General features: G+C 71.1%; 20 protein-coding genes. 5 read left to right on the forward strand and 15 right to left on the reverse strand.

What is annotated here, in order from left to right:
* Window positions 1-1,448: 1,448 nt before the first annotated feature.
* The 7 genes from CHC09_RS35715 to CHC09_RS35745 form a co-directional block, all read right to left on the reverse strand.
* On the reverse strand, window positions 1,449-1,886 hold the full coding sequence (locus tag CHC09_RS35715; RefSeq protein ID WP_089297702.1) for a CBS domain-containing protein: 438 nt from the start codon (window positions 1,884-1,886) through the stop codon (window positions 1,449-1,451).
* A gap of 466 nt (window positions 1,887-2,352) precedes the next feature.
* Window positions 2,353-3,729, reverse strand: a complete 1,377-nt coding sequence (locus CHC09_RS35720) for an STM4011 family radical SAM protein (protein ID WP_342352367.1) — start codon at window positions 3,727-3,729, stop codon at window positions 2,353-2,355.
* The gene (locus tag CHC09_RS35725; protein ID WP_089297703.1) at window positions 3,726-5,021 is read right to left on the reverse strand and encodes an STM4012 family radical SAM protein; all 1,296 of its coding nucleotides are present in this window, start codon (window positions 5,019-5,021) and stop codon (window positions 3,726-3,728) included. The genes CHC09_RS35720 and CHC09_RS35725 overlap by 4 nt, the downstream gene beginning before the upstream one ends.
* Window positions 5,018-5,821 carry an STM4013/SEN3800 family hydrolase gene (locus tag CHC09_RS35730; protein WP_089297704.1) on the reverse strand — a complete coding sequence of 268 codons (804 nt, stop codon included), beginning with the start codon at window positions 5,819-5,821 and terminating at the stop codon, window positions 5,018-5,020. The genes CHC09_RS35725 and CHC09_RS35730 overlap by 4 nt, the downstream gene beginning before the upstream one ends.
* Window position 5,822: 1 nt before the next feature.
* Window positions 5,823-6,740, reverse strand: coding sequence for an STM4015 family protein (locus CHC09_RS35735; protein ID WP_089297705.1), 918 nt, complete (start codon window positions 6,738-6,740; stop codon window positions 5,823-5,825).
* Between the two features lie 88 nt (window positions 6,741-6,828).
* On the reverse strand, window positions 6,829-7,857 hold the full coding sequence (locus CHC09_RS35740) for a M4 family metallopeptidase (protein WP_089297706.1): 1,029 nt from the start codon (window positions 7,855-7,857) through the stop codon (window positions 6,829-6,831).
* A gap of 222 nt (window positions 7,858-8,079) precedes the next feature.
* Entirely contained in the window at window positions 8,080-9,000 is a 921-nt protein-coding gene (locus CHC09_RS35745) for a siderophore-interacting protein (RefSeq protein ID WP_089297707.1), read from the reverse strand.
* 135 nt (window positions 9,001-9,135) lie between these two features.
* Here CHC09_RS35745 and CHC09_RS35750 point away from each other — a divergent pair, with 135 nt between their 5' ends.
* Together CHC09_RS35750 and CHC09_RS35755 are read left to right on the forward strand one after the other, a co-directional pair.
* The gene (locus tag CHC09_RS35750; protein ID WP_089297708.1) at window positions 9,136-9,588 is read left to right on the forward strand and encodes a response regulator; all 453 of its coding nucleotides are present in this window, start codon (window positions 9,136-9,138) and stop codon (window positions 9,586-9,588) included.
* A 119-nt stretch (window positions 9,589-9,707) separates the two neighbouring features.
* Complete coding sequence (locus CHC09_RS35755) at window positions 9,708-11,207, forward strand: PP2C family protein-serine/threonine phosphatase (RefSeq protein ID WP_089297709.1); 1,500 nt, start codon at window positions 9,708-9,710, stop codon at window positions 11,205-11,207.
* A gap of 473 nt (window positions 11,208-11,680) precedes the next feature.
* Here CHC09_RS35755 and CHC09_RS35760 read toward each other — a convergent pair whose 3' ends face one another.
* The 3 genes from CHC09_RS35760 to glnII all read right to left on the reverse strand — a co-directional run bounded on the left by CHC09_RS35760 (window position 11,681) and on the right by glnII (window position 13,558).
* A complete protein-coding gene (locus CHC09_RS35760) occupies window positions 11,681-12,067 on the reverse strand; it encodes an ATP-binding protein (RefSeq protein ID WP_089297710.1) in 387 nt (128 codons plus the stop codon).
* The gene (locus CHC09_RS35765; RefSeq protein WP_089297711.1) at window positions 12,060-12,398 is read right to left on the reverse strand and encodes an STAS domain-containing protein; all 339 of its coding nucleotides are present in this window, start codon (window positions 12,396-12,398) and stop codon (window positions 12,060-12,062) included. The genes CHC09_RS35760 and CHC09_RS35765 overlap by 8 nt, the downstream gene beginning before the upstream one ends.
* 152 nt (window positions 12,399-12,550) lie before the next feature.
* The gene (gene glnII, locus CHC09_RS35770; protein WP_089297712.1) at window positions 12,551-13,558 is read right to left on the reverse strand and encodes a glutamine synthetase; all 1,008 of its coding nucleotides are present in this window, start codon (window positions 13,556-13,558) and stop codon (window positions 12,551-12,553) included.
* 282 nt (window positions 13,559-13,840) lie between these two features.
* On the opposite strand from glnII, the gene CHC09_RS35775 reads away from it, so the two are divergent.
* Window positions 13,841-14,716: a universal stress protein gene (locus CHC09_RS35775; protein ID WP_089297713.1), complete on the forward strand. Its 876-nt coding sequence runs from the start codon at window positions 13,841-13,843 to the stop codon at window positions 14,714-14,716.
* A gap of 94 nt (window positions 14,717-14,810) precedes the next feature.
* Here the strand turns inward: CHC09_RS35775 and CHC09_RS35780 are convergent, their stop codons facing one another.
* The 4 genes from CHC09_RS35780 to rho form a co-directional block, all read right to left on the reverse strand.
* Complete coding sequence (locus tag CHC09_RS35780; RefSeq protein WP_089297714.1) at window positions 14,811-15,692, reverse strand: helix-turn-helix domain-containing protein; 882 nt, start codon at window positions 15,690-15,692, stop codon at window positions 14,811-14,813.
* Between the two features lie 39 nt (window positions 15,693-15,731).
* Window positions 15,732-16,526 (reverse strand): SAM-dependent methyltransferase, encoded by a 795-nt coding sequence (locus CHC09_RS35785; protein ID WP_089297715.1) that lies wholly within the window; start codon window positions 16,524-16,526, stop codon window positions 15,732-15,734.
* A gap of 155 nt (window positions 16,527-16,681) precedes the next feature.
* On the reverse strand, window positions 16,682-19,252 hold the full coding sequence (locus CHC09_RS35790) for a PAS domain-containing hybrid sensor histidine kinase/response regulator (protein WP_143232779.1): 2,571 nt from the start codon (window positions 19,250-19,252) through the stop codon (window positions 16,682-16,684).
* Between the two features lie 51 nt (window positions 19,253-19,303).
* Window positions 19,304-20,464 carry a transcription termination factor Rho gene (rho, locus tag CHC09_RS35795; protein ID WP_089297717.1) on the reverse strand — a complete coding sequence of 387 codons (1,161 nt, stop codon included), beginning with the start codon at window positions 20,462-20,464 and terminating at the stop codon, window positions 19,304-19,306.
* A 241-nt stretch (window positions 20,465-20,705) separates the two neighbouring features.
* On the opposite strand from rho, the gene CHC09_RS48910 reads away from it, so the two are divergent.
* Entirely contained in the window at window positions 20,706-21,107 is a 402-nt protein-coding gene (locus CHC09_RS48910; RefSeq protein ID WP_179277422.1) for a helix-turn-helix domain-containing protein, read from the forward strand.
* A gap of 39 nt (window positions 21,108-21,146) precedes the next feature.
* Here the strand turns inward: CHC09_RS48910 and CHC09_RS35805 are convergent, their stop codons facing one another.
* Window positions 21,147-22,007, reverse strand: a complete 861-nt coding sequence (locus CHC09_RS35805; RefSeq protein ID WP_089297718.1) for a L,D-transpeptidase — start codon at window positions 22,005-22,007, stop codon at window positions 21,147-21,149.
* A gap of 83 nt (window positions 22,008-22,090) precedes the next feature.
* Here CHC09_RS35805 and CHC09_RS35810 point away from each other — a divergent pair, with 83 nt between their 5' ends.
* Complete coding sequence (locus tag CHC09_RS35810) at window positions 22,091-23,095, forward strand: LLM class flavin-dependent oxidoreductase (protein WP_089297719.1); 1,005 nt, start codon at window positions 22,091-22,093, stop codon at window positions 23,093-23,095.
* Window positions 23,096-23,147 lie beyond the last annotated feature (52 nt).

The raw sequence follows: 23,147 nt of genomic DNA on the forward strand, positions 1-23,147 counted from the left end.
ATGGTACTGCACTCGGGAGGGTGTGGGAGAGTAGGACGCCGCCGGACTTAACTTGAAGAAACGCCCACCCCTCGCGGGGTGGGCGTTTCTTTTTTATGCCCGAAATTCGTCGGGAACTACACGGCAACCGGGGTAGCGGTGCCTTGGGTAAACGCAGAACACCCCGTCCGGGACGGCGATTCTTTTGCTGCCTGGAGATGGGTGGTTCGCGAGCGGGGGCGGTTCGGGCGGGGAGGGCCATTCGAAGGCCGTCAGGCTTGATACCTTCGAATGGCCCTCCCCGCCCGAACCTTGCCTACTTGCCGGGGCTGCCGCGGCTTCAGGTAGTTGGGCGAGGCCGGCCGGGACGCTTTCGAGCATCCGGGAGACGGCCAGGCGCCGTGATGCAAGTAGCCGTAACCGGTCAAGTTCGAGCCCAGGGTGGGGCTGCCACGGGTTCAGGTAGTTGGGCGAGGGCAGGCCGGGACGCTTTCGAGCGTCCGGGAGGCGTCCGGGCGCCGTGATGTAAGCAGCCGCAACCGGTCAAGATCGCGCTCAAGGCGGGGCTGCCGCGGGTCAAGGGTCTGTGGTTGCCGTAGATCTGCAGAGGCGTTGCATCGCACATGCCTCCGCGCCGCCCGGCCCGCCGGCGACTCACATCTGACCTGGCTGGCCCTAGCGCTTGGATCAGCCGTCTCGATACGCGCCTGGTGTCCCGCCAAGCTGGTTCAGCTGGACACCACGCTCGTATCACCAGCCCATGGACCCTAGCCGGGCTGGTTCAGCTGGGACCACGCTTGTATCACCAGCCTCCTGATGGCCATGGGCCCCAGCTGAGCCGGTTCAGCTGGTTGTCATGTTTGTATTGCCAGCATCTCGACAGCCATGGAGTACAGCCGAGCGGGTCCGGCTGGTTGCCGTGGTGGTATCGGCGCCGGCTGATGCCACCGCCCTGGCCAGGCGAGCGCCTGGCGTGGGCCGTCGCCAGGTGGACGCGGAAACCCGCGCATGCGCCACGGCGTCGTATGCCTCCGGAAGCCCGAAGCACCTCTGTGCCGGGACCGTCACCGGGGCTATACGTCCACTTGCCGGGACCACCGTTTCGCCGAAAGCCCACATCCCGGCCCGGCTGGCCCTGGCGCTCGTGTCAGCAGTCTCGATACGAGCGTGGTGTCCAGCCGGGTGGGCTGGGTCGGATTGGGTTGGGCTGGGTCGGGTTGTGGTGTTGGTGGACTGGGTGGGGCTGGGCGTCCAGCTGGGTTGGGTGGGGCTGGGCGTCCAGCTGGGGGGTTGGGTGGGGCTGGGCGTCCAGCTGGGTTGGATGGGGCTGGGCGTCCAGCCGGGTGGGTTGAGGCTGGGCGTCCAGCCGGGTGGGTTGGGCTGGGGGTCGTTGTGGTGTCGGTGGGGCGAGACCACGGGGGTGTGCAGCCGGGCCGGGCTGGGCCGGGCTGTGGCTGGGGTGGGCCGGGTTAGGTGCGGTCGCCGGTGATGTAGTCGGCTAGGGTGCTGCGTTCGGTTTCGAGTTCGTCGATTCGGTTCTTGACGACGTCGCCGATGCTGACGACGCCGGAGAGGCGGCCGTTGACGACTACTGGGACGTGCCGGAAGCGGCGTTCGGTCATCAGGCGCGCGACGTCCTCCAGCTGGGCCTCCGGTGAAACCGTCCGCACCTGGGTGGTCTGGATCGCGCTGAGCGGCTCGCTGAGTACGGCCGGGCCTCGTTCGGCGAGGGCTCGGACCACGTCCCGTTCACTGACAATGCCTTCGACCACGACGCCGTCGCGGGACACCACCGCGGCGCCGATCCGATGCCGGGCCAGCTCGCTGACCAGTCCCTCTACCGGCATGTCCGGCGGGACGGTCACCACGCTGCCGCCTTTGATACGCAGAATGTCTATGATCCGCATTTGCCCCTCCTGTATCGGTCGGCCCCGTGCTCCCCGTGATCTCTCCTGCCTTCTATGCCCAAAAACACCCTCCGAAGTCAAGGGTCTTCGATGTATGCCGAATCAGGCGGACGCTACTGGCGGACAAGGTGGCGCCCCCGCCGGGACGAGGGCAGCGTCGGGTGCTATGCCGTGCTTTATACCCTTCGCAGCTAGAATCCTACCCTTGATGTGACCGAACGTAATCGCACAGTTATTCCGAGCATCCCTTGAAAGCGACAGAATGGACAATGCTGGCAGACGCGGCGGATCCGGCAGTGCTTACGGCGGCGGCAGAAGTGACGGCACCAGCGGAAGCGGCGGGGCCGGCAGAAGCGGCGGGACCGGCGGAAGCGGCGGGGCTGGCGGAAGCGGCGGGGCCGGCGGAAGCGGCGGGGCCGGCGGAAGCGGCGGGGCCGGCAGAAGCGGCGGGACCGGCGGAAGCAGCTTAAGCAGCAGGACCAACGGAAGCGACGGGACCAGCGGAAGCGGCAGGGCTGGCGGAAGCGATGGGACCGGCGGAAGCGGCAGGGTTGGCGGAAGCGGCGGGACCGGCGGAAGCGGCAGGGTTGGCGGAAGCGGCGGGACCGGCGGAAGCGGCAGGGCTGGCGGAAGCGACGGGACCGGCGGAAGCGACGGGGCTGGCGGAAGCGGAGCCGACAGGGCTGGCAGGGGTGCCAGGACCTGCGTTTTCGGCAGGGTGGGCTTGGAGCGGCCAGCCGGCGGGAATCCGTTCCAGCACCCCGCCGGCGAAGACGTCACGCAGGCCGAGCGGTTTCAGGTGGACATACCCGATGTGGCAGTCGCAAATGGAGTTTACGCAGGTCCGGGGCTTCAGGGCGGTTCGCCACGAACCGTCGTACAGGTTGCCGAGATCTTCCTCGATGAAGTGACAACGCCGGACCGTGCCGTCGCCGCGCACCGAGATGGCGGTTTCGCCGGCGTGGCAGGGGCGGTCGAGTGACAGGTGCGGCCGCACGCTGTAGCCGAAGAGCGGGTCCAGGGCGGTCCACTCCGCCTCCTCCGCCGGGGTGTACCGCTTGCCCTCGGCGGCGTTGATCCATAGGTACACCCGCTCCGGAAGCGCGGCGCGCAGAGCCCGCGCCTCGTCCAGATGTTCCGCGAGACCGACAATGCCCACCGAGAACCGCACGCCCAGCCCCAGTAGCGCCGCACAGCGGGCCAGGAAACGCTCCCGGGTGACCTGACCGGGGTGGTAGGTGGCCCAGAGCGCGGCCTTGGCCGGGTCGGCCTCGGCGAGCCAGTCGGGACGGGCGGCCAGGTTCGTCTGAATCGCCACCCGTTCGACGTGCGGCAGGTGTGACAGCGACACCATCGCGTCCCGGTACCAACTGCGGGTGAGGCCCTCGCCCCAGGGGGTGAAGAGAACCGAGAGGCGTACGTCGGTGGTGACGGTCGCCCAGCCGGTGAACCGTTCGAGGGCGGCGCGGTCCTCCCGGAGCAGCTCCGGTGGATCGTGCCGCTTCGCGAACGGGCAGTAGGGGCAGTCGTAGTTGCAACTGGCCAACGGCCCCCGATAAAGCACAGCGAGCGCGGACCGGGGCGCGCCCACCGGGCCTGGCATCCCGATATCGCGCGGCGCGCTCATCGGGCCTGGCGTTCCGCCGTTGTGCGGTGTGGTTACTGGGCCTGGCGTCCCGCCATTGCGTGGCGCGCTCATCGGGCCTGGTATCCCGCCGTCGTGCGGTGTGCTTACTGGGCCTGGCGTCCCGCCATTGCGTGGCGCGCTCATCGGGCCTGGTATCCCGCCGTCGTGCGGTGTGCTTACCGGGCCTGGTATCCCGCCGTTGTGCGGTGTGCTCATCGGGCCTGGTATCCCGCCATTGCGTGGCGGACCGAGACCGAGGTCAGCCAGGGACCGATCGCGTCCGAGCGCTCCAGGCCGGCGGGTGTGAGGCGTAGGCCGTCAGGTTCCGCCAGGCCGGCCGTGGTGAGCTGGGCGAGCTGCGGGAAGTCCTCCTCCGGGCCGGTGCCGAACTGCTTGCGGTAGGCGGACGCGTCGACTCCCTCCGCCCGCAGCAGCGACTTGATCAGCCAGCGGCGCCGTTGTTCGGCGTCGTCGAGCCGGAAGCCGACCTCGGCGTACCCGAAATCGGCCGGAGGCCGGCTCAGGTAGTCGTCGAGGACGGCGCGGACCTCACCGATCCCGACCGCGTAGTCGAACGAGTAGTGCAGGTCGCGTGTGTACGACCGGGCGCCGCAGCCGAGCCCGATCATGCCGTCGTCCTGACAGGAGTAGTCCGGCCCGTCGTCGCGCACCGAGGGGAGCCGGAACTGCCGCATCGACTCCTGCCGGTAGCCGGCCGCCAGTAACGCGTCCCGGCCCTGCCGGTAGAGGGTGAGCCGCTGGGTGTCCCAGTCGTCGCGGCTCACCGCTCGGCGGCCCAGCCCGGTGAGCGGGCGTACGTAGAGCGGGTAGAGGAAGATCTCCTCGGGTCGCCAGGCGAGCGCGGCATCGAGGCTGAGCTGCCAGGACTCCGGGGTCTGCCCGTCGATGCCGTAGATCAGGTCGAGGTTGAGCACCGGCACCCGGGCGTCCCGGATCGCGCCGAGCGCGCGCTCCACGTCGGCGCGGCGTTGTGGCCGGCCGGCCGCGTGTGCCTCGGCGTCGAGGAAGCTCTGCACGCCGATGCTGACCCGGGTGGTGCCGTGCGCGGTCAGCACCGCCAGACGGTCCGGGGTGGCGGTGGCCGGTGACGTCTCGACCGACAGCGGGATGCCGGGCAGGCGGGCGCCCAGCACGGACGTACAGATGTCGAAGAGGTCGGCGAGTTCGTCGGCCTCGAGGTAGGTGGGTGTGCCCCCGCCGAACGCGGCGCGGGCGAAGGTGGCGCCGTCGAAGGCGAGGTGGGCCGCCTGGCGGCGAAGCTGGCGCAGATAGTCGGTGACCATCGAGGCCGGGGCGTTCGCGCGGGTGAACAGGTTGCAGAAGCCGCAGCGCATCTCGCAGAACGGCACGTGGACGTAGAGGAAGAGGGCGTCGAGCGGCTCGTCGCGCCACACGTCGGCGAGGGCGGGCCGCGGCTCCAGCGGCCGGTACGAGGTCTTGTGCGGGTAGGCGTAGAGATAGCCCTGGTAGGGCGAGCCGTCGATCATGATGCTCCCGGAGCCAGGACGAACTGAGCGTAGGGCACGGTCCAGACGATCTCGTGCCCGAATCGGTGACCGGTGTGGCCGTCCTCCCCGTACGCCGTGCCGTGGTCGGAGCAGAGGATCGTGAGGACCGGCCGCCCGCGCCCGCTGACCAGCTCGAAGAGGCGGGCCATCCGCCCGTCCACGTATTCGAGCGCGGCGGCGTGGCTGTCCCGCCCGTCGGAGGGGCAGCCGGGCAGGTAGTGCCGGTTGGGCTGGTGCATCGCGGCGACGTTGAGGAACGTGAACAGCGGCTGCCCGGCGGGGACCGCGGCGATCGAGCGGGACAGGCGATCGAGCTGGGCGCCGAGACAGTCCGGTGCCGTGACGCCGAACGACGGCTCCCAGTGCGCCTCGGTGAACAGGCCCGGCAGCACGTCGCCGAGCGCCGTGCGCCGGTTGAAGAAGCCGACACCGCCGAGGCAGAGCGTGTGATAGCCCTCCTTCGCCAGGGCGGTGGGCAGGTCGGGCGCGTCGAAGACCCAGGTGTCGGGGCCGGCCGTCTCGCTGCCGGGGAACGCCGCGGCGTAGAGCCGCTCGTGGCCGCCGGGAGAGTCGGGGGTGGGCAGGAAACCGGCGAAGAACGCGTGGTGGGCGGCGTAGGTGAAGCTGGCCGGGGAGTGCCGGCGCTCCCAGCGGCCACCGGGCAGGACCCGGGCCAGGGCCGGCGTGCGGCCGGTCGCGGCCAGCTCGGCGGCCACGTCGTAGCGCAGCGTGTCGAGCGTGACCATCAGGATGTCGTGGCTGCCGATCAACGAGCGCATGTCACTCGGACACCTCGGTGTAGCGCTCGCCCTCGTCCTCCTCCTGCGGGTCACTCACGTCGACCTGGACCTCCGGCAGGGCGGCGACCACGGCGGCCGCGACCTCCTCGGACATGTAGTGGTGGGCCAGGTTGAGCTCTTGCAGATGGGTGAGGGGCTGGCCGGCCAGCAGCGCCGCAGCGCCCTGATCGCCGAGGGTGCCCATCGAGAGGTCGAGCGACTCGAGCCGGGCGACGACCGGGGCCTGGGCGACCGCTGCGGCGATCTCGTCGGCGTTCTCGGCGTTGCGCAGTCCGAGCCGGCGCAGTCGCGGGAAGAGTTTGCCGTCGAGCAGCGGCCGCAGGTCGGCGACCGTGGTGTCGCCGCCGTACTCATCCGTCCCGAGCCACAGCTCCAGATCGGTGAGGGCGGGGAACCGCGACGCCAGCACGGCCGTGGTGAAGGACGCCGGTAGGCCGCCGCTCTGCACGACCAGCCGGCGCAGGTTTTCGCTGCCGACCGGGCTGAACCCGAAGTCCTCGCCGCCACGCACCTGCAGCGTCTCCAGCTCCGGGAACGCGGTGATCAGCGGGCTGACGTCGCCCACCTTCATCCAGGAGATCTCGCACTCGTGGAACGGGATGTCGCCGACGAACAGGGACCGCAGCCGGGGCAGGCGCGGGGCGGAGTCACAGAGCTGTTGCAGCGGCGCCGGGCGAAAGGCGGCGTAACCCCACGCGCCGATGACCAGTGCCTCGACGGTGGCGCCCCGGTCGGCGACGAACTCCTCGAACGCGGCTCGGAACTCCTCGGACAGCTCGTCCTGGTGGTCGTCGTCGTCCCGGTAGGCGACCCGCCAGGCGGTCCCGCCGGGTTTGTCCGACGGGTATTCGACGACGGTCTGACCGGCGAAGGTCTCGGCGTGGCTGTTGAAGGTCATCGGCGGCCCCTGTCTCCCGTTCGAACCAGCGGCGCGACCGTAGCAGGAGCCACCGACACAAGTCCGGGGCGACCGCGTGAGCGACGGGTCAGGCGATCCCGACCTCGCGGAACGCCGCGCGGACGGTCTGCGGGGCGTGGCGGCCCACCTTACCGTCCCGGGCCAGGATCCGGGCCTGTTCGGCGCAGAGGTACGCGCAGTCCCGGAACTGCGCCTGCGGCCACAGCCCGAGCAGCGCCGCGTAGAAGACCTTCGCGGCCGGGAACGAGCCGAGGTCGTTGGCGATCAGGTAGAACGCGCGGTTGACGATGCCGCTGTTGATGTGCGGGTCACCGTCCGGCACGTACTGCGACATGTGCGCGGCCTGCGGGTCCTTGCCGAGCACCGGGTTGTCGTAGGCGGTGCCCGGGTGGGCCATCGAGCGGATCGCCTCGCCGTACATCTGCTCGGCCATCACCTCCTCGCCGATCAGCCAGTTGTGCTCGCCTGCGTCCAGTTTCTGCACGTACTGGTCGACGCAGGCGCCGAAGATGTCGGAGAACGCCTCATTCATCGCGCCGGCCTGGTCCGTGTAGATCAGGCCGGCGGTGTACTGGGTGACCCCGTGCGCCAATTCGTGCGCGCAGACGTCCACGTCCCGGGTGAAATCCTGAAAGATTTGACCGTCACCGTTGCCGAAGACCATCCGGGTGCCGTCCCAGAAGGCGTTTCCGTATTTGTCGCCGAAATTGACGTCACCCTGCAGGGTCAGCCCGGCATTGTCGATCGAGTCGCGGCCGAGCACCTCCCGGAAGAAGTCGCGGGTCGCCCCCAGGCCGTCGTAGGCGGCGTTCACGTTCGCCGCCGGGGCCGGCTCGTCGCCCTCGCGGCGGACCAGTCGCACCCCGGTCTCGAACCGGTTCTCGTCGTCGAAGATCTGCCGGTCACCCTTGCCCGGCAGGGGCGCTGTCACCGCGCTGAGGCTGGTCGTGGTCAGCGCGCGGCGCTGTTGCCGTAGGGCCGCCGAGGCCACCGCGGTGCGCTGCGCGGCCTCGGCGTCGAGCCCGAGACGACCGGCGCTCCGTGCGATGTGGTCGGTGATGTGCGATGGAATGTAGAAACAGATCGGTCCGGACATGTTCCCCCCTCGGCTGGGCCCGCGGCTGATGCGCGGACCTCTTCCGGCTGGCCGGCTTTCCGCAGAGATTGGCACCGCTCCGACAGGGTGTCTGTCGATTCTTGAGCAGATACGGGTGCTTTTCTGGGAGAAGGCTATCCGTGCGTCTTCCGCCGCGAAATCACACGATCGCGGCGAATCGAGGGAAGATCCGGAATAGGACCGGAAATGATCGCCGGGTGGTCAGCACTCCGCCTTGCCGAGGCGCCAGTAGCCCATGAAGGCGACCGCGCGGCGGTCGACGCCGCAGGTGGCGACAAGGTGGCGGCGGAGGGTCTTGATGACCGCGGCCTCGCCGGCCAGCCAGGCGTAGAAGCCGTCGGTGGCCGCGCTGCCGTCCGGGACCTCCCAGAGCATCTCCTGGTCGACGTCGACGTCCTCGAGGTCGGCGCAGGTGGCACCGGCGGCGTCGCCGAGCAGGTGGGCGGCGGCGGCCTGGACGGCGGGGATCAGCTTGACGCCGTGGTCGGCGCCGTCGCGCGGCAACCAGGTGACCCGGACACCGGCCGGGACGTCGAGGAGCAGTTGGTCCCCGCTCTCCGGGACCTCGAGCAGGGCCTCGCCGCAGGCGTCGGCGGGCAGGCAGGCGAGGATCGAGGCGATCGCGGGGACGGCGGTCTCGTCGCCGACCAGCAGGACACGGTCGGTGCCGGCCGGCGGGTGGAAGTCGACGCCGCCGTGGTCGCCGGGGAACTCCGCGTTCGGACCGAGCAGGCACGCGATCGAGCCGGGGCGGGCCTCGACGGCCCAGCGGGAGGCGGGGCCGCTCACGCCGTGCAGCACCATGTCGACGTCGACCTCGCGCAGGTGGGCGCGGACGGCGCGGACCGTGTACGTCCGGATCGGGTTGCGCCGGTCGTCGGGCAGCGAGCGCCACTCGGTGAACCAGTCGGCGCCGGTGGGCAGGTGGTCCAGGCCGCAGCCGGCGAGCGGCGGGATCAGCTTGCAGCGCTGGTCGAAGCCGTTGGCGGCGAACTTGTCCAGGTCGTCGCCGGTGAACGTGACGCGCAGGAAGTTGGGGCTGAGCCGGGTGACGCGGGCCACCTCGACCGGGAAGAACCGGAACGGCGCCGTTTGGATCGACGGAACTGCGGTCTGGGTCACGGCGGCCTCCCCGGCGTTTGGTTTGGTAACCCTAACCTAAGCCGCCGGTGGTCTCGCAACCTCCCCGCAACGGCTGAATTCCTGAATGCGGCGGACCGGCTGACGATCCTAGGGTCCTAGCGGAAGGAGTCGGGAATGCAGATCTCGACCACGGCACTGACCTTCAGCGACGCGGAGGCCGCGCTGTCCTGGCCGATGGACGACTGGTCCGCGGCGCTGGAGCCACCGACCGTGTTGATCGCCGGTGCCGGCGAGGACGTCCGTGAGCGGATCGGTAACCGGCTGCGGGCGGAGGGCTACCGGGTCCTGGTCACCTCGGACGGCCGGACCGCGATGTCCCTGGCGGTCGGGGAGCTGCCCCAGCTGGTGCTGCTCGGCATGGGCATGCCCGGGCTGGACGGGCTGGGCTTCTGCTACGAGCTGCACTCGTCCCCGCAGACCGCCGACATTCCGGTGATCCTGATCAGCGGCCGGGACGAGCCGGCCGATATGGACCTGGCCCGGGTGGTCGGCGCCGAGGACTACCTGCCCGAGCCGCTGGACCCGAAAGAGCTGCTGCTCCGCGTCCAGCGCCTGCTGGGTCACTGACGACAGCGGGCGCCGGCGGCGCCTCGAGTCGCCAACGGCACCGGAACGACGCCGACGCGGAAGCGGGAGACCTCCCGGCGCGCCTCGGTAAACCCCGGTGGTGCCGGTAAGCTGCGGAGATGGCCGACGAGGACGTGGTCCGGGAGCTGCTCGCCGCAGCACCGGCCGGCTGCAGTTGGCTGCTTCCGATCACCAGCGACGACGGCCGGACCGTCGACTTCCGCATCGCCGCCACCAGCGACCGGATCCGGGACATCTACGGCCGCGGCACCCAGCGGGTCGACAGCCGGCTCAGCGAGCTGTATCCGTCCATGGTGGACGGGCCGCTCTGGCGGCTCTACCTGGAGGTGCTGGAGACCGGGAAACCCGCCACCATGGACGAGTTCCGGTTCGGCGAGACCCGTCCCGGTGTCGTCGCCGAGTCGCGCTTCGAGGTCAGCGTGAACCGGGTGCTCGGCGGGCTGCTGGTCTGGTGGACGCGGGTCGACGAGCATCGCCGCCGGATGGAGAGCACCGAGCTGCTCGGCAGTCTCGGCTGGGCGGAGTACGAGCTGGCCACCGGCCGCTCCGAATGGTCCCCGGGGATGTACCGGATCTTCGAGCGGGATCCGGCCGACGGCCCGCTGTCCCGGGCCGACCAGGCCGCCGCGATCACACCCGAGGACCGCGCGATCGCCGAGGCCGCCTGGCAGACGCTGGACGTCGGGGCCACCTCCGACGTGACCGTCCGGTTCCGCGTCGGCGACGGGGTCAAGCACCTGCGGATCCTCTCCGACCTGGCCCGTGACGCGACCGGCCTGCCGATCAAGATCTACGCGGTGGTGCAGGACGTGACCGCGCGGGTGGCGACCCGCACCGAGATCGAGCGGCTCAGCGACCAGGTGCGGCTCGGCGAGCTGACCGCGCTCGCCGAGCACCGGCTGGCCCGGCAGCTGCAGCAGATGATCCAGCCGGTGCCGGAAGGCTCGTTCGTGCTGGACGGGCTCGAGGCGATGGTCAGCTACCTGCCGGCGGAGAGCGCCCTGCAGGTGGGCGGTGACTGGTACCACGCGCAGGCCCTGCCGGACGGCCGGGTCGCCCTCGCGGTCGGGGACGTCGCCGGGCACGGCATGGAGGCCGCCAACGGCATGGCCCACCTGCGGTTCGCCCTGGTCGCGTGGCTGTCGGTGGGGATCCGCGACCCGGGTCTGCTGCTGCGCCACCTCAACCGGCTCTGCACCCAGCTGGGCATCACCGGCACCGCGGTCGTCGGCGTCTACGACCCCAGCACCCGGCTGCTGCCCTGGGCGCGGGCCGGGCACATGCCGCCGATCCTGAGCCGGGACGGGCGCAGCATCGACCTGGAACGGCCGCCCGGGCTGCTGCTGGGCGCCGAGGCCGAGGCCGAGTTCCCGGTCGCCAGCGCCGAGTTGCACCCCGGTGACCTGGTTCTCTTCTACACCGACGGCCTGGTCGAGCGGCGCGGCGACGTGGCCCGGCGGTCCGCGGAGGTGCGGCGCCACCTGAGCGTGGTCTCCGCGTCGCCGGGCCTCGACCCGCTGCCGCGGATCCACCGGTTGCTGCACGCGCCGAGCCCCGATGACGACACCTGCACCCTCGCCGTCCACGTCCGGCTCTGAGGCCGTCTCCCAAAGATCAAATTCCTTCTCCGGTACGACCGATGGGGCCCCGTGACCAGGCCTTTCGGCCGAGTCGCGGGACAGTCCCGCGCGAGGTCCCGGCCACTCGAGACCACAACGCGCCGCGCGGTCCCCGGGTGGGCGGGGTCGGCTTGTGACGGCAGGGGCCGGGTGTGATCGGCTTCTGGTGGTCAGCTGGGGCGGTGCGGCTGGGTCTCATGGGGTGTGTCGGTGGGTTGGATCGGCCCCTGGTGACCAGTGTGGTGTGGTTTGTGCGGTGACTGACGCGGTCTTGAGGCGCGTCGGCCGGCTCGGGTGGGGCTGACGTCGCGCAAGGGTGCCACGGGGCTTGGGCCGAGAGGCCCGGCGGCGGGACTCCATCGGTCGTACCACGTCAGGATCTTGAATTTGATCTTGGAAGTTCGGAGGGCTGGGCAGACATCTGCAAGCTCAGGGGCCGGGCTCCGGCGGGTTCAGAGGTTGAGGCAGATTCGGACCAGGGTGCCGCCCGGCACCGAGGCGGTGTAGACGGCGTCGCAGACGCGTTCCACGATGGCGAGGCCGCGGCCGCGGATCGCCTCGGCGGACGGCATCTCGCGGCCGAAGGGTCGTTCGCCGCCGCCGTCGACCACGTCGCAGACCAGCCGGCCGTCGTCGGCCCAGACCCGGATGTGGCCGCCGCCGTCGGTGTGTTGCAGCGTGTTGGTGGTCAGCTCGCTGACCGCGAGGGTGAGCAGGTCGATCCGGGCGGCCGGCAGGCCCAGGGCGCGGGCGCGCTCGGCGACGAAGGTGCGGACGGTGCGCAGGTCATCAGGATCGGTGTACGACATGCCGTCGGCGCCGGAGGGCTGCTCAGGCATGGCGCCGCTCTTCGGCCTTCGTGACGGGGGCCTGGAGCAGCGTGTCCAGCCCGGTCAGCTCGAGGACCACGGCGACCGCACCGGCCGCGTTGAGCACGTAGACCCGGCCGCCCCGGGCCAGCGCCGCGTGGTGGGCGGTGACCAGGGAGTGCACACCGGTGGAGTCGAGGAAACCGACCCCGGCCAGATCGACGAAGACCGCGCCGGAACGGCTCACCGCGTCCAGCAGCACCGTGGTGAGCCGGTCTCTGGCGGCGAGGTCGCAGTCTCCGGTCAGGAACACGGTCACCCGGCCCTGTTCGGCGACGGTTCTCGCTTCGAAACTCGCCATCGACCGTCGTACCTTTCCCTGCGGCGCGGAAGCCTGCCCGGCCATCATGACACCCGGCGGCACAAAGCGCGCCTCCGGGAGTGATCCCGGTCCGGAAAAGGAACACGCGCGGGCGCCGTTCGACCGGCACCCGCGCGTATGTCCGATGCTGGTCAGGCCTGGGCCAGCGCCTCGCAGCAGGTGTCGATCAGCAGGCGGGTCACCACGTACGGGTCGACGTTGGCGTTCGGGCGGCGGTCCTCGATGTAACCCTTGCCGTCCTTCTCCACCTGCCACGGGATGCGCACCGACGCGCCGCGGTCGGAGACGCCGTAGCTGTACTCGGTCCACGGGGCGGTCTCGTGCAGGCCGGTCAGGCGCTGGTCGATGCCGGCGCCGTAACCGTCGATGTGCTCCTGGCGCTTCTTGCCGAGCGACTCCGCGGCGGTGATGATCGCGTCGTAGTTGTCGCGCATCGCGTTGGTGGAGAAGTTGGTGTGCGCGCCGGCGCCGTTCCAGTCGCCCTTGACCGGCTTCGGGTCCAGGGTGGCGGAGACGCCGTGGTCCTCGGCGATGCGGTAGAGCAGCCAGCGGGCGACCCAGATCTCGTCGGCGACCTGCGGAGCGGCGACCGGGCCGATCTGGAACTCCCACTGACCGGGCATGACCTCGGCGTTGATGCCGCAGAAGTTCAGGCCGGCCGCCAGGCAGGCGTCCATGTGCTCCTCGACGATCTCGCGGCCGAAGACCTCGTCCGCGCCGACGCCGCAGTAGTAGCCGCCCTGCGGGGCCGGGTAGCCGCCGCCGGCCGGGAAGCCGAGCGGGCGGCCGTCCTTGAAGAACGTGTACTCCTGCTCGATGCCGAAGATCGGCTCCTGGTCGGCGTACTTGGCGGCGACCTCGCGGCAGGCGGCGCGGGTGTTCGTCGGGTGCGGGGTGCCGTCGATCAGCTCGACCTCGCACAGCACGATGATGTTGTTGCCGCCGCGGATCGGGTCCGGGCAGGTGAAGACCGGGCGGAGCACGCAGTCCGACTTGTCACCGGGCGCCTGGTTCGTGCTGGACCCGTCGAAGCCCCACAGGCCCGGCTCGGCGCCGTCGGCCAGGATCTTGGTCTTCGACCGCAGCTTCGCGGTGGGCTGGGTTCCGTCGACCCACAGGTACTCGGCCTTGACTGGCATGAAATCTCCTCAGACGAAAACAGCACCGGACACGGCGTTGCCGGACGACCCTGGCGCGGCGCGAGGAGGCTAACGGCCGAAGATCAAATCCATGTTTCCGATCCCGAACAACGAGAGGCACGACACGGAGGTGCCCGGGCGGGATCCCCGTTCTCGCGGAGGCGGCGATGACCTGCTGCCCGCACGAAGCAATAGTTCATAATGTGACGGGCCCCACAATCTTGCCCGGGGCGAGTCGAGCAACGACGATCAGGGAGTGCAAGCGCGGAAGGAGGCGACGCCGTGCAGACCCAGAAGATCGTGGTGGGCTACGACGGCTCGGCGGAGGCGCGCAAGGCGGCTCGCTGGGCCCTGGACGAGGCCGAGCGGAGCGACGTGCCGGTCGAGCTGGTGTACGCGTACGAATGGCCCAGTTATGTCCCGGCCGCCGCGATGATGCCCGCCGCGGCGGTCTACCCGGACCTCGACACCGACCTGGCGGTCGCCGACATGCTCGGCCGGGCCGTCGACACCGCGACGATCACCCACCCCGGGGTGCGGGTGTGGGCCCGGGTCGAGCACTCGACGGCCGCGGTCGCCCTGATCCAGCGGACGGCCGACGCGTCCCTGGTGGTGATCGGCGGTCGCCGGCTCACCGGGTTGCGCGCCTGGCTCGGCTCGACCAGCGGCTCGGTCAGCGCACACGCCCGCTGCCCGGTGGTGGTGGTCCGCGGTGAGCCGCGGGTCACCGACCCGGTGGTGGCCGGGGTGGACGAGTCGGAGAGCGCCGGCCTGGTGCTGAGCTTCGCCTTCGAGCAGGCCGCGGTCCGGGGCGTGGCGGTCCGCGCGGTGCACGGCTGGACCCCGCCGGACGGGCGGGACCTGCTCTGCGACACGAACCTGCGGGCGGTCGCCGAGGAGCGTGGCCGCCTGGAAACGGTGGTGGGCTGCTGGCGGCGGCGTTTCCCGGGCGTTCCGGTCAGCTCCGAGGTCATGGTGGGCCCACCGGGCGAGGTCCTGGCGCAGGCGGCCGCCGGGGCGCAACTCGTGGTGGCCGGTGCTCGCACTCGCCGCGCCCTGCGGCTGGCCCTGCGCCCGTCGGTCGGCCGTCACCTGCTGCATCGCGCCCGGTGCAGCGTCGCGCTGATCAGCCGGGCTCAGGCCGCGATCCGCTACTGATCGCGTCGTTCGTCCGTTCCGGGCGGCCCGGGCTCGGGCCGTGATCCGCTGCTGGTGGTGGGGTTTGTCCGTTCCGGGCGGCCGGTGGCGGAGTTCAGATCTTTCCCGAGTCGAGCTCGTCGAGGATCTTCTCGAGGAATCGCGGGGTCTTCGCCGGCGGGTCCGCCTCGATGAAGAGGCGGCCGATCGCCGCCGCGTACTGGTCGACCTCCTCCCGCCTGTCCAGGTACAGGGCGCTGGTCAGGTGCTCGATGTAGACCACGTCCGGCAGTTCGTCGTGCGGGAACCGCAGAATGCTGAACGCACCGCCGGCAGCCGCGTGCCCGCCCGACCCGAACGGGACGACCTGCAACCGTACGTTCGGTGACTCGCACGTCTCGATCAGGGCGAGGATCTGCTCCCGCAGCACGTCCCGGCCGCCGATCGGCCGGCGCAGCACCGCCTCGTCCAGCACCGCCCAGAGGCGTGGCGCCTCGGCTCGCCGCAGCAGCTGCTTGCGCCGCATGCGCAGGGCGGCGCGCCGGTCGATCTCGGCGGGCCCGGCGTCGCCGTGACCGAGCCGGATCACCGCCCGGGCGTACGCGTCGGTCTGCAGCAGGCCCGGGACGAACTGCACCTCGTACGTCCGGATCAGCTCGGCCGCCTGCTCCAGATCCAGGTAGTTCTGGAACCAGGTGTCCAGCACGTCGCTGTACGACTGCCACCAGCTCGGCGCGTTCGCCTCCCGGACCAGCGCGAGCACCCGATCCTGCTCGGCCTGGTCGTCGACGCCGTACAGCTTGAGCAGGTCGACGATGTCGCGCTCCTTGAAGCCGACCCGGCCCAGCTCCATCCGGCTGATCTTGGATTCGGAGGCGCGGATGACGTAGCCGGCCTCTTCCCGGGAGAGCCCGCCGGCCCGGCGCAGGGCACGCAGGTGGGTGCCGACCTGAAGCCGGCGGACGGTCGAGCCGCCCAGGTCATGTTCCTCCGCCAAGGAGACCTCCTCGCCAGGGCGGTGATCAGGGGAGCCGGGTCAGGGTTTGCGGCCCACGGCGCAGTACTGGCTGATCTCGGCGGCGTCCGCCGCGTCCGGGCCGGGCCGCCACCGGGTCACCGGGACCACTCCGGGCTCGACCAGTTCGAGACCGTCGAAGAGCGACCCGATCCGTTCCGGCGTGCGCAGGTGGTACTTCGGGTTGGCGGAGATGTTCCAGATCCGGGTGGCCTCGCGGACGGCGGGGTCGGTGTCGCTGCCGTCGTACATCGCGAAGTAGCTGCCGGAGGGGAAGCGAGCCAGCAGCGTGTCGATGATCCGTTTGGCCTCCTCGTCGGACTCCACGTGACCGAGGATGCCCATCAGCATCAGCGCGACCGGCTCCTCCAGGTCCAGCGTTTCGGACGCGCGCTCCAGGATTTTGTCCGGGTTGTGCAGGTCGGCGTCGAGGTACGCGGTCCGGCCCTCCGGCGTGCTGGTCAGCAGCGCCCGGGCGTGCGCCAGCACGAGTGGGTCGTTGTCCACATAGACGATCTTCGCGTGCGGATTGGTGGCCTGCGCGACCTCGTGGGTGTTGTCCGCGGTGGGCAGCCCGGTGCCGATGTCCAGGAACTGCGTGATGCCGGCCTCGCCGGCCAGGTAGCGCACCGCGCGGACGAGATAGCGCCGGGAGAGTCGGGCGTGCTCGGCGAACTGTGGCAGCGACTCGACGATCTGGTCGCCGACCGCGCGGTCGACCACGAAGTTGTCCTTGCCGCCGAGCAGGTAGTTCCAGATCCGGGCGGTCTGCGGAACGCTCGTGTCCAGTTCGGGGAAGTCGGTCGGGTCGGCCACGCGTACATCCTCGCGCTCGAGCGAACCCGCTGTCCTTTGTGGATTCGCGGCGATCGGTTTGGCGTCAGCATACCCACGGAATCTTGGTCATCGCGCACCTCGACTGGGCGACTGTCTAGGGGGTGGGACAGATTTGAATCTGTTGCCGGTCGCTGTCAGCCCACCGGGGCGCCGCTCGCCAGCTCCGCGGCGATCGTCTCGACGGCGACCAGCGTTGCCCGCAGCGGCGTCCTCAGCTCGGTCACCGCGGCGACCGTCTGATCCAGATCTCCTGATCGGGCGGCGTCCTCGACCCGCTCACAGGTCTCCGCCAGGGTGGTCACGCCGAGATTGGCGGCGACCCCCTTCAACTGGTGCGCGGAGTGCTGGACGGCGTCGAGGTCGTCGTGGGCCAGGGCGTCCAGGATCTCGTCGAGCAGCGCCGGTGCCCCGTCGGAGAGCCGCCGCAGCAGCCCGGCCAGGATCCGCGGGCCGAGGTCCGGGCCCGTGCTCCGCAATTGACCGAGCCGGGCCTCGATCTCGGCCCGCAGGTCCGGATCGTCGGCAGGCGGGTGCCCGGCCGTCGCCCAGCCGGTCAGCGCGGCCGCCAGGTCGGCGGCCATGACCGGCTTGGCCAGGTGGTCGTCCATCCCCGCGGCCAGGCAGCGGTCGCGGTCCTCGGCCATCGCGCCGGCCGTCATCGCGATGATCGGGACGTGCCGGCCGCCGGGTTCGGCCCGCCGGATCGCCGCCGTCGCCTGGTAGCCGTCCATCTCCGGCATCAGGCAGTCCATCAGGATCGCCTGGTAGTCGTTGGCGGCGGCCAGTTTCACGGCCTGCAGGCCGTTCGTGGCGATCTCCGCCCGGTAGCCCAGGCCGGACAGGATCCCGGTGGCGACGATCTGGTTGATCTCGTTGTCCTCGACCACCAGCACCCGGCCCTCGCCGTCACCGGCGACGGCCGGTGCCTCCGGTTGCGCCGCGGGCCGGGAAGCCGTGCCTCGTGCCGGCCCGAGCGGCACGGTGAACCAGAAGGTGCTGCCCTGCCCGAGCCGGCTCTCGAACCGCAGTTCGCCGCCGAGCACGGCGACCAGCTCACGGCTGATCGTGAGGCCGAGGCCGGTGCCTTCGGCGGCGGCGGTGGCGTCGCCCTGTGTGAACGGCTCGAAGAGCTGGGTCTGCCGTTTCTCGTCGATACCGATCCCGGTGTCCGTGACGGTGAAGCGAACCCCGGTGGCGTCGGGCGCGTCCTCCGGAGCCGCGGTCAGCACGACCTCGCCCGCGGGGGTGAACTTGACCGCGTTGCCGGCCAGATTCAGCAGGACCTGGCGCAACTTCCCGGCATCGCCGGAGGCCGGGGTGGCCACGCGCGGATCGCACCAGGTCCGGACGGTCGGTCCCGCCTCCCCGGCGGCGCCCCGGACCAGGTCGGCCACCTCGTCGAGGAGCCGGCCCGGCTCGAAGTCGACGGGCTTCGCCACCACCTTGCCGGCCTCCAGCTTGGCGAAGTCGAGGACCTCGGTGACGACGATGAGCAGATTCAGGCCGGCGTCGTGGATGCCGGTCGCGTACTTGCGTTGCACATCGTCCAGCGGGGTGGCGAGCAGCAGGTCACTCAGCCCGATCACGCCGCTCATCGGGGTCCGGACCTCGTGGCTCACCATCGCCAGGTACCGCGACTTGAGCTGAGCCGTCACCACCGCCCGATCCCGGTCCCGCTCCAGGGCCTGCTCGATCCGCCGGCGGGCGGTGATGTCCCGCGCGAGGGCGTGGAAGCTCGGCGGCCCGTCGAGCCGGGTCCGCCACACGGTGATCTCGACCGGGATCTCCTGGCCGGCGCTGTGCCGGGCGAACATCGTGGCCGGCCGGTCGAGTAGCTGGTCCGGGTCTCCGTCGAGCAGGCGTTTGAGCGCCGAGGCGTAGCGGGCGGGCAACACCGTCTCGCTCAGCGGCCGGCCGACGACCTCGTGCCGGGCCCACCCGAGCAGCTGATGGGCCTGCCGGTTCCACTCGGTGATCCGGCCGTTCTCGTCGATGCTCAGGAACGGGTCGCCGGCCTCCGCCATGATCAGGCGGAGCTGCTCGCGTTCGATCCGCAGCCGCCGCGCCGCCTCGACGTCGGCGGTGACGTCGTGCGAGACGGCCGACGCTCCGATGATCTCGCCGGACTCGTTCCGGACCGGTGCCATGCTCAGCGAGACGTCGATGACCGTGCCGTCCTTGCGGACCCGTCGCGTCTCGTGGGGCCGGATCACCTCGCCCCGGCGGACCCGGCCGAGCAGGTCCTGCTCCTCGCCGCCGCAGCCGGCGGGCATGAGCAGGGTGAGGTCCCGGCCCAGCATCTCGGCGGCGGTGTATCCGTAGAGCCGCTCCGCGCCGGGATTCCAGGTGAGGATGGTGCCGTCGAGCGACTTGCTGACGATCGCCTCGGTGGCCGCCGCGACGACGCCGGCGAGCTGCGCGTTGAGCTGCGCCTGCGTAGGCCGGTCGGTGATGTCGCGGGTGTCGCCGAGTTGGGGCTGCTGTGACTCGGGTGAAGTCGCGGGGTCGGCGGACATGAGCCGGGCCATCCGGGCGCCGGTGATCAGGCCGAGCGCGACGACGAGCCCGGCGTTGACGGCGCCGAGCAGCGCGTAGCGGTACCAGCCGGTGTCCTGTCCCGCGGCGAGCAGCAGGCCGACGACCGCGAGGACGCTCACCGCGAGCGCGGGCCCGATGGAATGTCGCCTTGCTCCGGAGCGAGCCACGAGACCTCCCCAGAAACCGAGAGCACCCCCATTCTCGCGCCGAAAAACCGTTCAGCGGGGTGATTCCGGGCGTACCACCCGCCGCAGGAACTCCGCGTTCGTCGCGGTCGTGCCCAGCTGGGCCAGCAGTTGCCGCATGCCGTCACGCCGGTCCTGGCCGGCGAGGGCGCGCCGCACCTGACCGATCACGGCCAGCTCGGCCGGTGCCAGCAGCAGCTCGTCGTGCCGGGTGCCGGTCGCGGTCAGATCGATCGCCGGGAAGACCCGGGCCTCGGCGAGCGAACGGTCCAGCTTCAGCTCGGCGTTCCCGGTGCCCTTGTACTCCTCGAAGATCAGCGTGTCGAGCGCCGACCCGTTCTCCACCAGGGCGGTCGCGATGATCGTCAGCGAGCCGCCGCCCTCGATGTTGCGGGCCGCGCCGAGCAGTCGCTTCGGCGGGTGCAGTGCGGAGCTGTCCAGGCCGCCGGAGAGGGTGCGGCCCCGGCCGGCCGGCGCGATCAGGTTGTACGCACGTCCCAGCCGGGTGATCGAGTCGAGCAGCACCACGACGTCCTCGCCCTGTTCCACCAGGCGTTTCGCGCGCTCGACCGCGAGTTCGGCGACCGCGGTGTGCTCGTGCGGCGGCCGGTCGAAGGTGGCCGCGCAGATCTCCGCCTTGGTCGTCCGCTGCCAGTCGGTGACCTCCTCGGGCCGCTCGTCGACCAGCACGGCGATCAGGTGGCACTCCGGGTGATTCCGGGTGATCGCGTTGGCGACCTGGTGCAGGATGACGGTCTTGCCGGCCTTCGGCGGGGCCACGATCAGCGCACGCTGCCCCTTGCCGATCGGCATCGCCAGATCCATCACCCGGGTGGTGAGCGGCTCGCGGCCGGTCTCCAGGCGCAGCCGCTCCTGTGGGTAGAGCGCGGTCAGCCCGTAGAAGTCCGGGCGCGGGCCGGGCCGGCGGCCGTTGACCGAGGTGACCTGCAGGCTCACCGGCTTGCCGGGCCGGCTGATCCGGGCGAAACCGGTCACCCGGTCGCCGCGGCGCAGGCCGAGCCGCCGCGCCTCGGCCGGGGTGAGCGGCAGGTCGTCGCGGCCGGGCAGGTATCCGTCGGCGCGCAGCCAGGCGCGGTCGTCGACGAGGTCGAGGATGGCGTCGACCGCGACGGTCTCCTCGGCTTGCGGTTGCGGCTCCTGCCGCGTTCTTTTCTGGGTACGGACATCCGTCATGGAGGGTCCTCCTTAGGTGGCCGGAAGCGGCCCGGGGAACGGGGTTACGGCACCGGGCTGTGGCAGCGGCCGGTGTCGTGGACCAGCGACGACATCGATAGCGCGTCGCGAAGGAAAAGAGTGGATCAACAACCCGGGCGGGGAATGCCACCGACTTCCGGGATTTGCCTACCGTAGCACCATTCGAGGATTCGGCCCAGTAGGGCAGGATGGGTGTCACAGCTCGCGGGGAGGGGACGGCATGCCACTGTTGCGCCGGGTCATCGGAGCGGTGCTGCGCCGAGTGCGTCAGCGCCAGGGCCGCACCCTGAAGGAGGTCGCGGCCGGAGCCGGGGTGTCGCTGCCGTACCTGTCCGAGGTGGAGCGTGGCACCAAGGAGGCGTCGTCGGAGATCCTGGCGGCGATCTGCCGGGCGCTCGGGTTGCCGATGACCGACCTGCTCGACCTGGTCCGTCAGGAGCTGCTGCGCCAGCCGGTGGCACGTCAGGAGCTGCCGCGCCAGCCGGTGCGGCCCGCCGGTCGCTACGAGATCGCGCGGCCGCACAGCGCGGCGCGCCGTGGCCCGACGTGCTCGGTGAGCGGGCGGCGCCCACGCACCGGCCCGGCGGCGCGCCGGTCCGCCCGGTTCCTCGTCACCTGCTGAGCGGTCCGGGCCGGCGGAGCCGCCGAGCGGCCCGGGCGGTCAGGCGAGGACAGTGAGGGTGGTGCCGGCCGGGATCTCGGCGAGCAGCTTCTGCTGGGCCGCCTTCGGCATCCGCAGGCAGCCGTTCGAGACGCTCTGGCCGAACACGCTCTCCTTGTACCAGGCGTGGATGCCGGTGTGCGCAAGCTGGAACGCCGACGCCATCTTCTCCGGCTCCTCCGGGATCGAGCCCAGCACCAGCGCGTCCAGGTTGAAGTAGATGTCGCCGCGCATCCGGGTCTTGCCCATCACGTACGTCCGCCCGACCGGGGTCGGGGTGCTCTTCGAGCCGGTGGCGACGGTCCAGCGCTGCTGCTCCCGGCCGTCCCGCAGCCAGACCAGCGCGTGCTCGGAGAGGTGGGCCACCAGCTGGTCCCGCAGCGTCTCGGTGGTCCAGCCGCCCGGCGGCACCCAGCCGATCCGCCGGTTGACCGACGGCACCAGCACCGCCACCCAGCCGCCGCGCTCCTCGACGATCGGCACCACCGTGCGCAGGCCGCTGATGGCCGACGGCAGGTAGGCGCGGGGCTTTCCGCCCGGCGCGTCGTAGAGCGCGACCCGGCTCTCCGGATGCAGTCCCCGGGTCAGCGCCTGGGTGGAATCCTGGTCCGGGTCGGCGGGCAGCCCGGCCGGCCCGCTCGAGTACTCGATCACCGGCAGCCCGGCGGGCGGTTTCGCGGCGACGAGCGGGGGTGCCGAGACGCTGGGCGACGGGGCCGGCGCGGACGCGGAGGGGCTGACCCATCGGTCGGCGGTCGCGTCCGGGTCACCGTCTCTGGCGAAGCCGACCACCGCGCCGGTGGCCAGCACCGCTGCGACGGTCGTGGCCGCCAGGTACGCACGGGTCCGGGGGCTGGGCATCGGCTCAGACTAGTCACCGCCCGCCGAATGGGAAGGATCTTGTGAACGGCGAGTGGTTCACATCTCCGGGATAGGGTGCGGGCATGCTGCGCAAGCTGGGTTTCCTCACCATCGGCCTGTTCGACGAGGCGGATCCCGGGCGTGGCCACGAGTCCACCCTCGAGATCATCGAGCTGGGTGAGCGGCTCGGCTTCGACAGCGCCTGGCTGCGCCACCGGCACCTGCAGTTCGGCATCTCCTCACCGGTCGCGGTGCTGGCCGCCGCTTCCCAGCGCACCAGCCGCATCGAGCTGGGCACCGCGGTCATCCCGCTCGGCTGGGAGAACCCGTTGCGCCTGGCGGAGGATCTGGCCACAGTGGATCTGCTGAGCGGTGGGCGGCTCAACCCGGGCATCAGCGTCGGGCCGCCGATGAACTTCGACCGGGTCAAGGACGCGATCTATCCCGACACGGCCGACGCGGAGGACTTCAGCTACGCGCGGGTCGAGAGGCTGCTTGCTTGCGTACGGGGTGAGCCCGTCACCGATCTCGAGGGCGCGCTCGGCTTCGAGCAGTTCTCCAGCCGGGTCCAGCCGCACTCACCCGGCCTGGCGTCCCGCCTCTGGTACGGCGGCGGTTCGTTGCGCTCCGCGCGGTGGGCCGGCGAGCACGGCATGAACTTCCTGACCAGCAGCGTGGTGAAGGCCGAGGAGTCGGAGGACTTCGCGCGGATCCAGCTGTCGCACGTGCGCGCCTTCCGGGCCGCCCACCCGGACGGTGAGAAGGCCCGGGTGTCGCAGGGCCTGGTGGTGATCCCGACCGACTCGGCGACGGCGGCCCAGCGAGCGAAGTACCTCGCGTACGCGGAGCAGCGCACCCCTCGTACGAGAATTCCGCAGGGACCCGCCCGGATGATGTTCGCGCCGGACCTGGTCGGCACCGCCGCGCAGATCGCGGAAACGCTCGAGGCGGATCCGGCCTTCCGCGAGATCGACGAGGTCGCCTTCGCCCTGCCCTTCACGTTCGAGCACGACGATTACGTGCAGATCCTCACCGACATGGCCGAACGCCTCGGCCCGGCCCTGGGCTGGCGGCCCGCGACGCCCTAGCGTCGGTCGGCTGGTTTTTCATGTTCTGCCCCGCGTGTCGGGTACCGGCGCC

The sequence above is a fragment of the Actinoplanes regularis genome, assembly GCF_900188005.1.
In the GTDB taxonomy this organism is placed as follows: domain Bacteria; phylum Actinomycetota; class Actinomycetes; order Mycobacteriales; family Micromonosporaceae; genus Actinoplanes; species Actinoplanes regularis.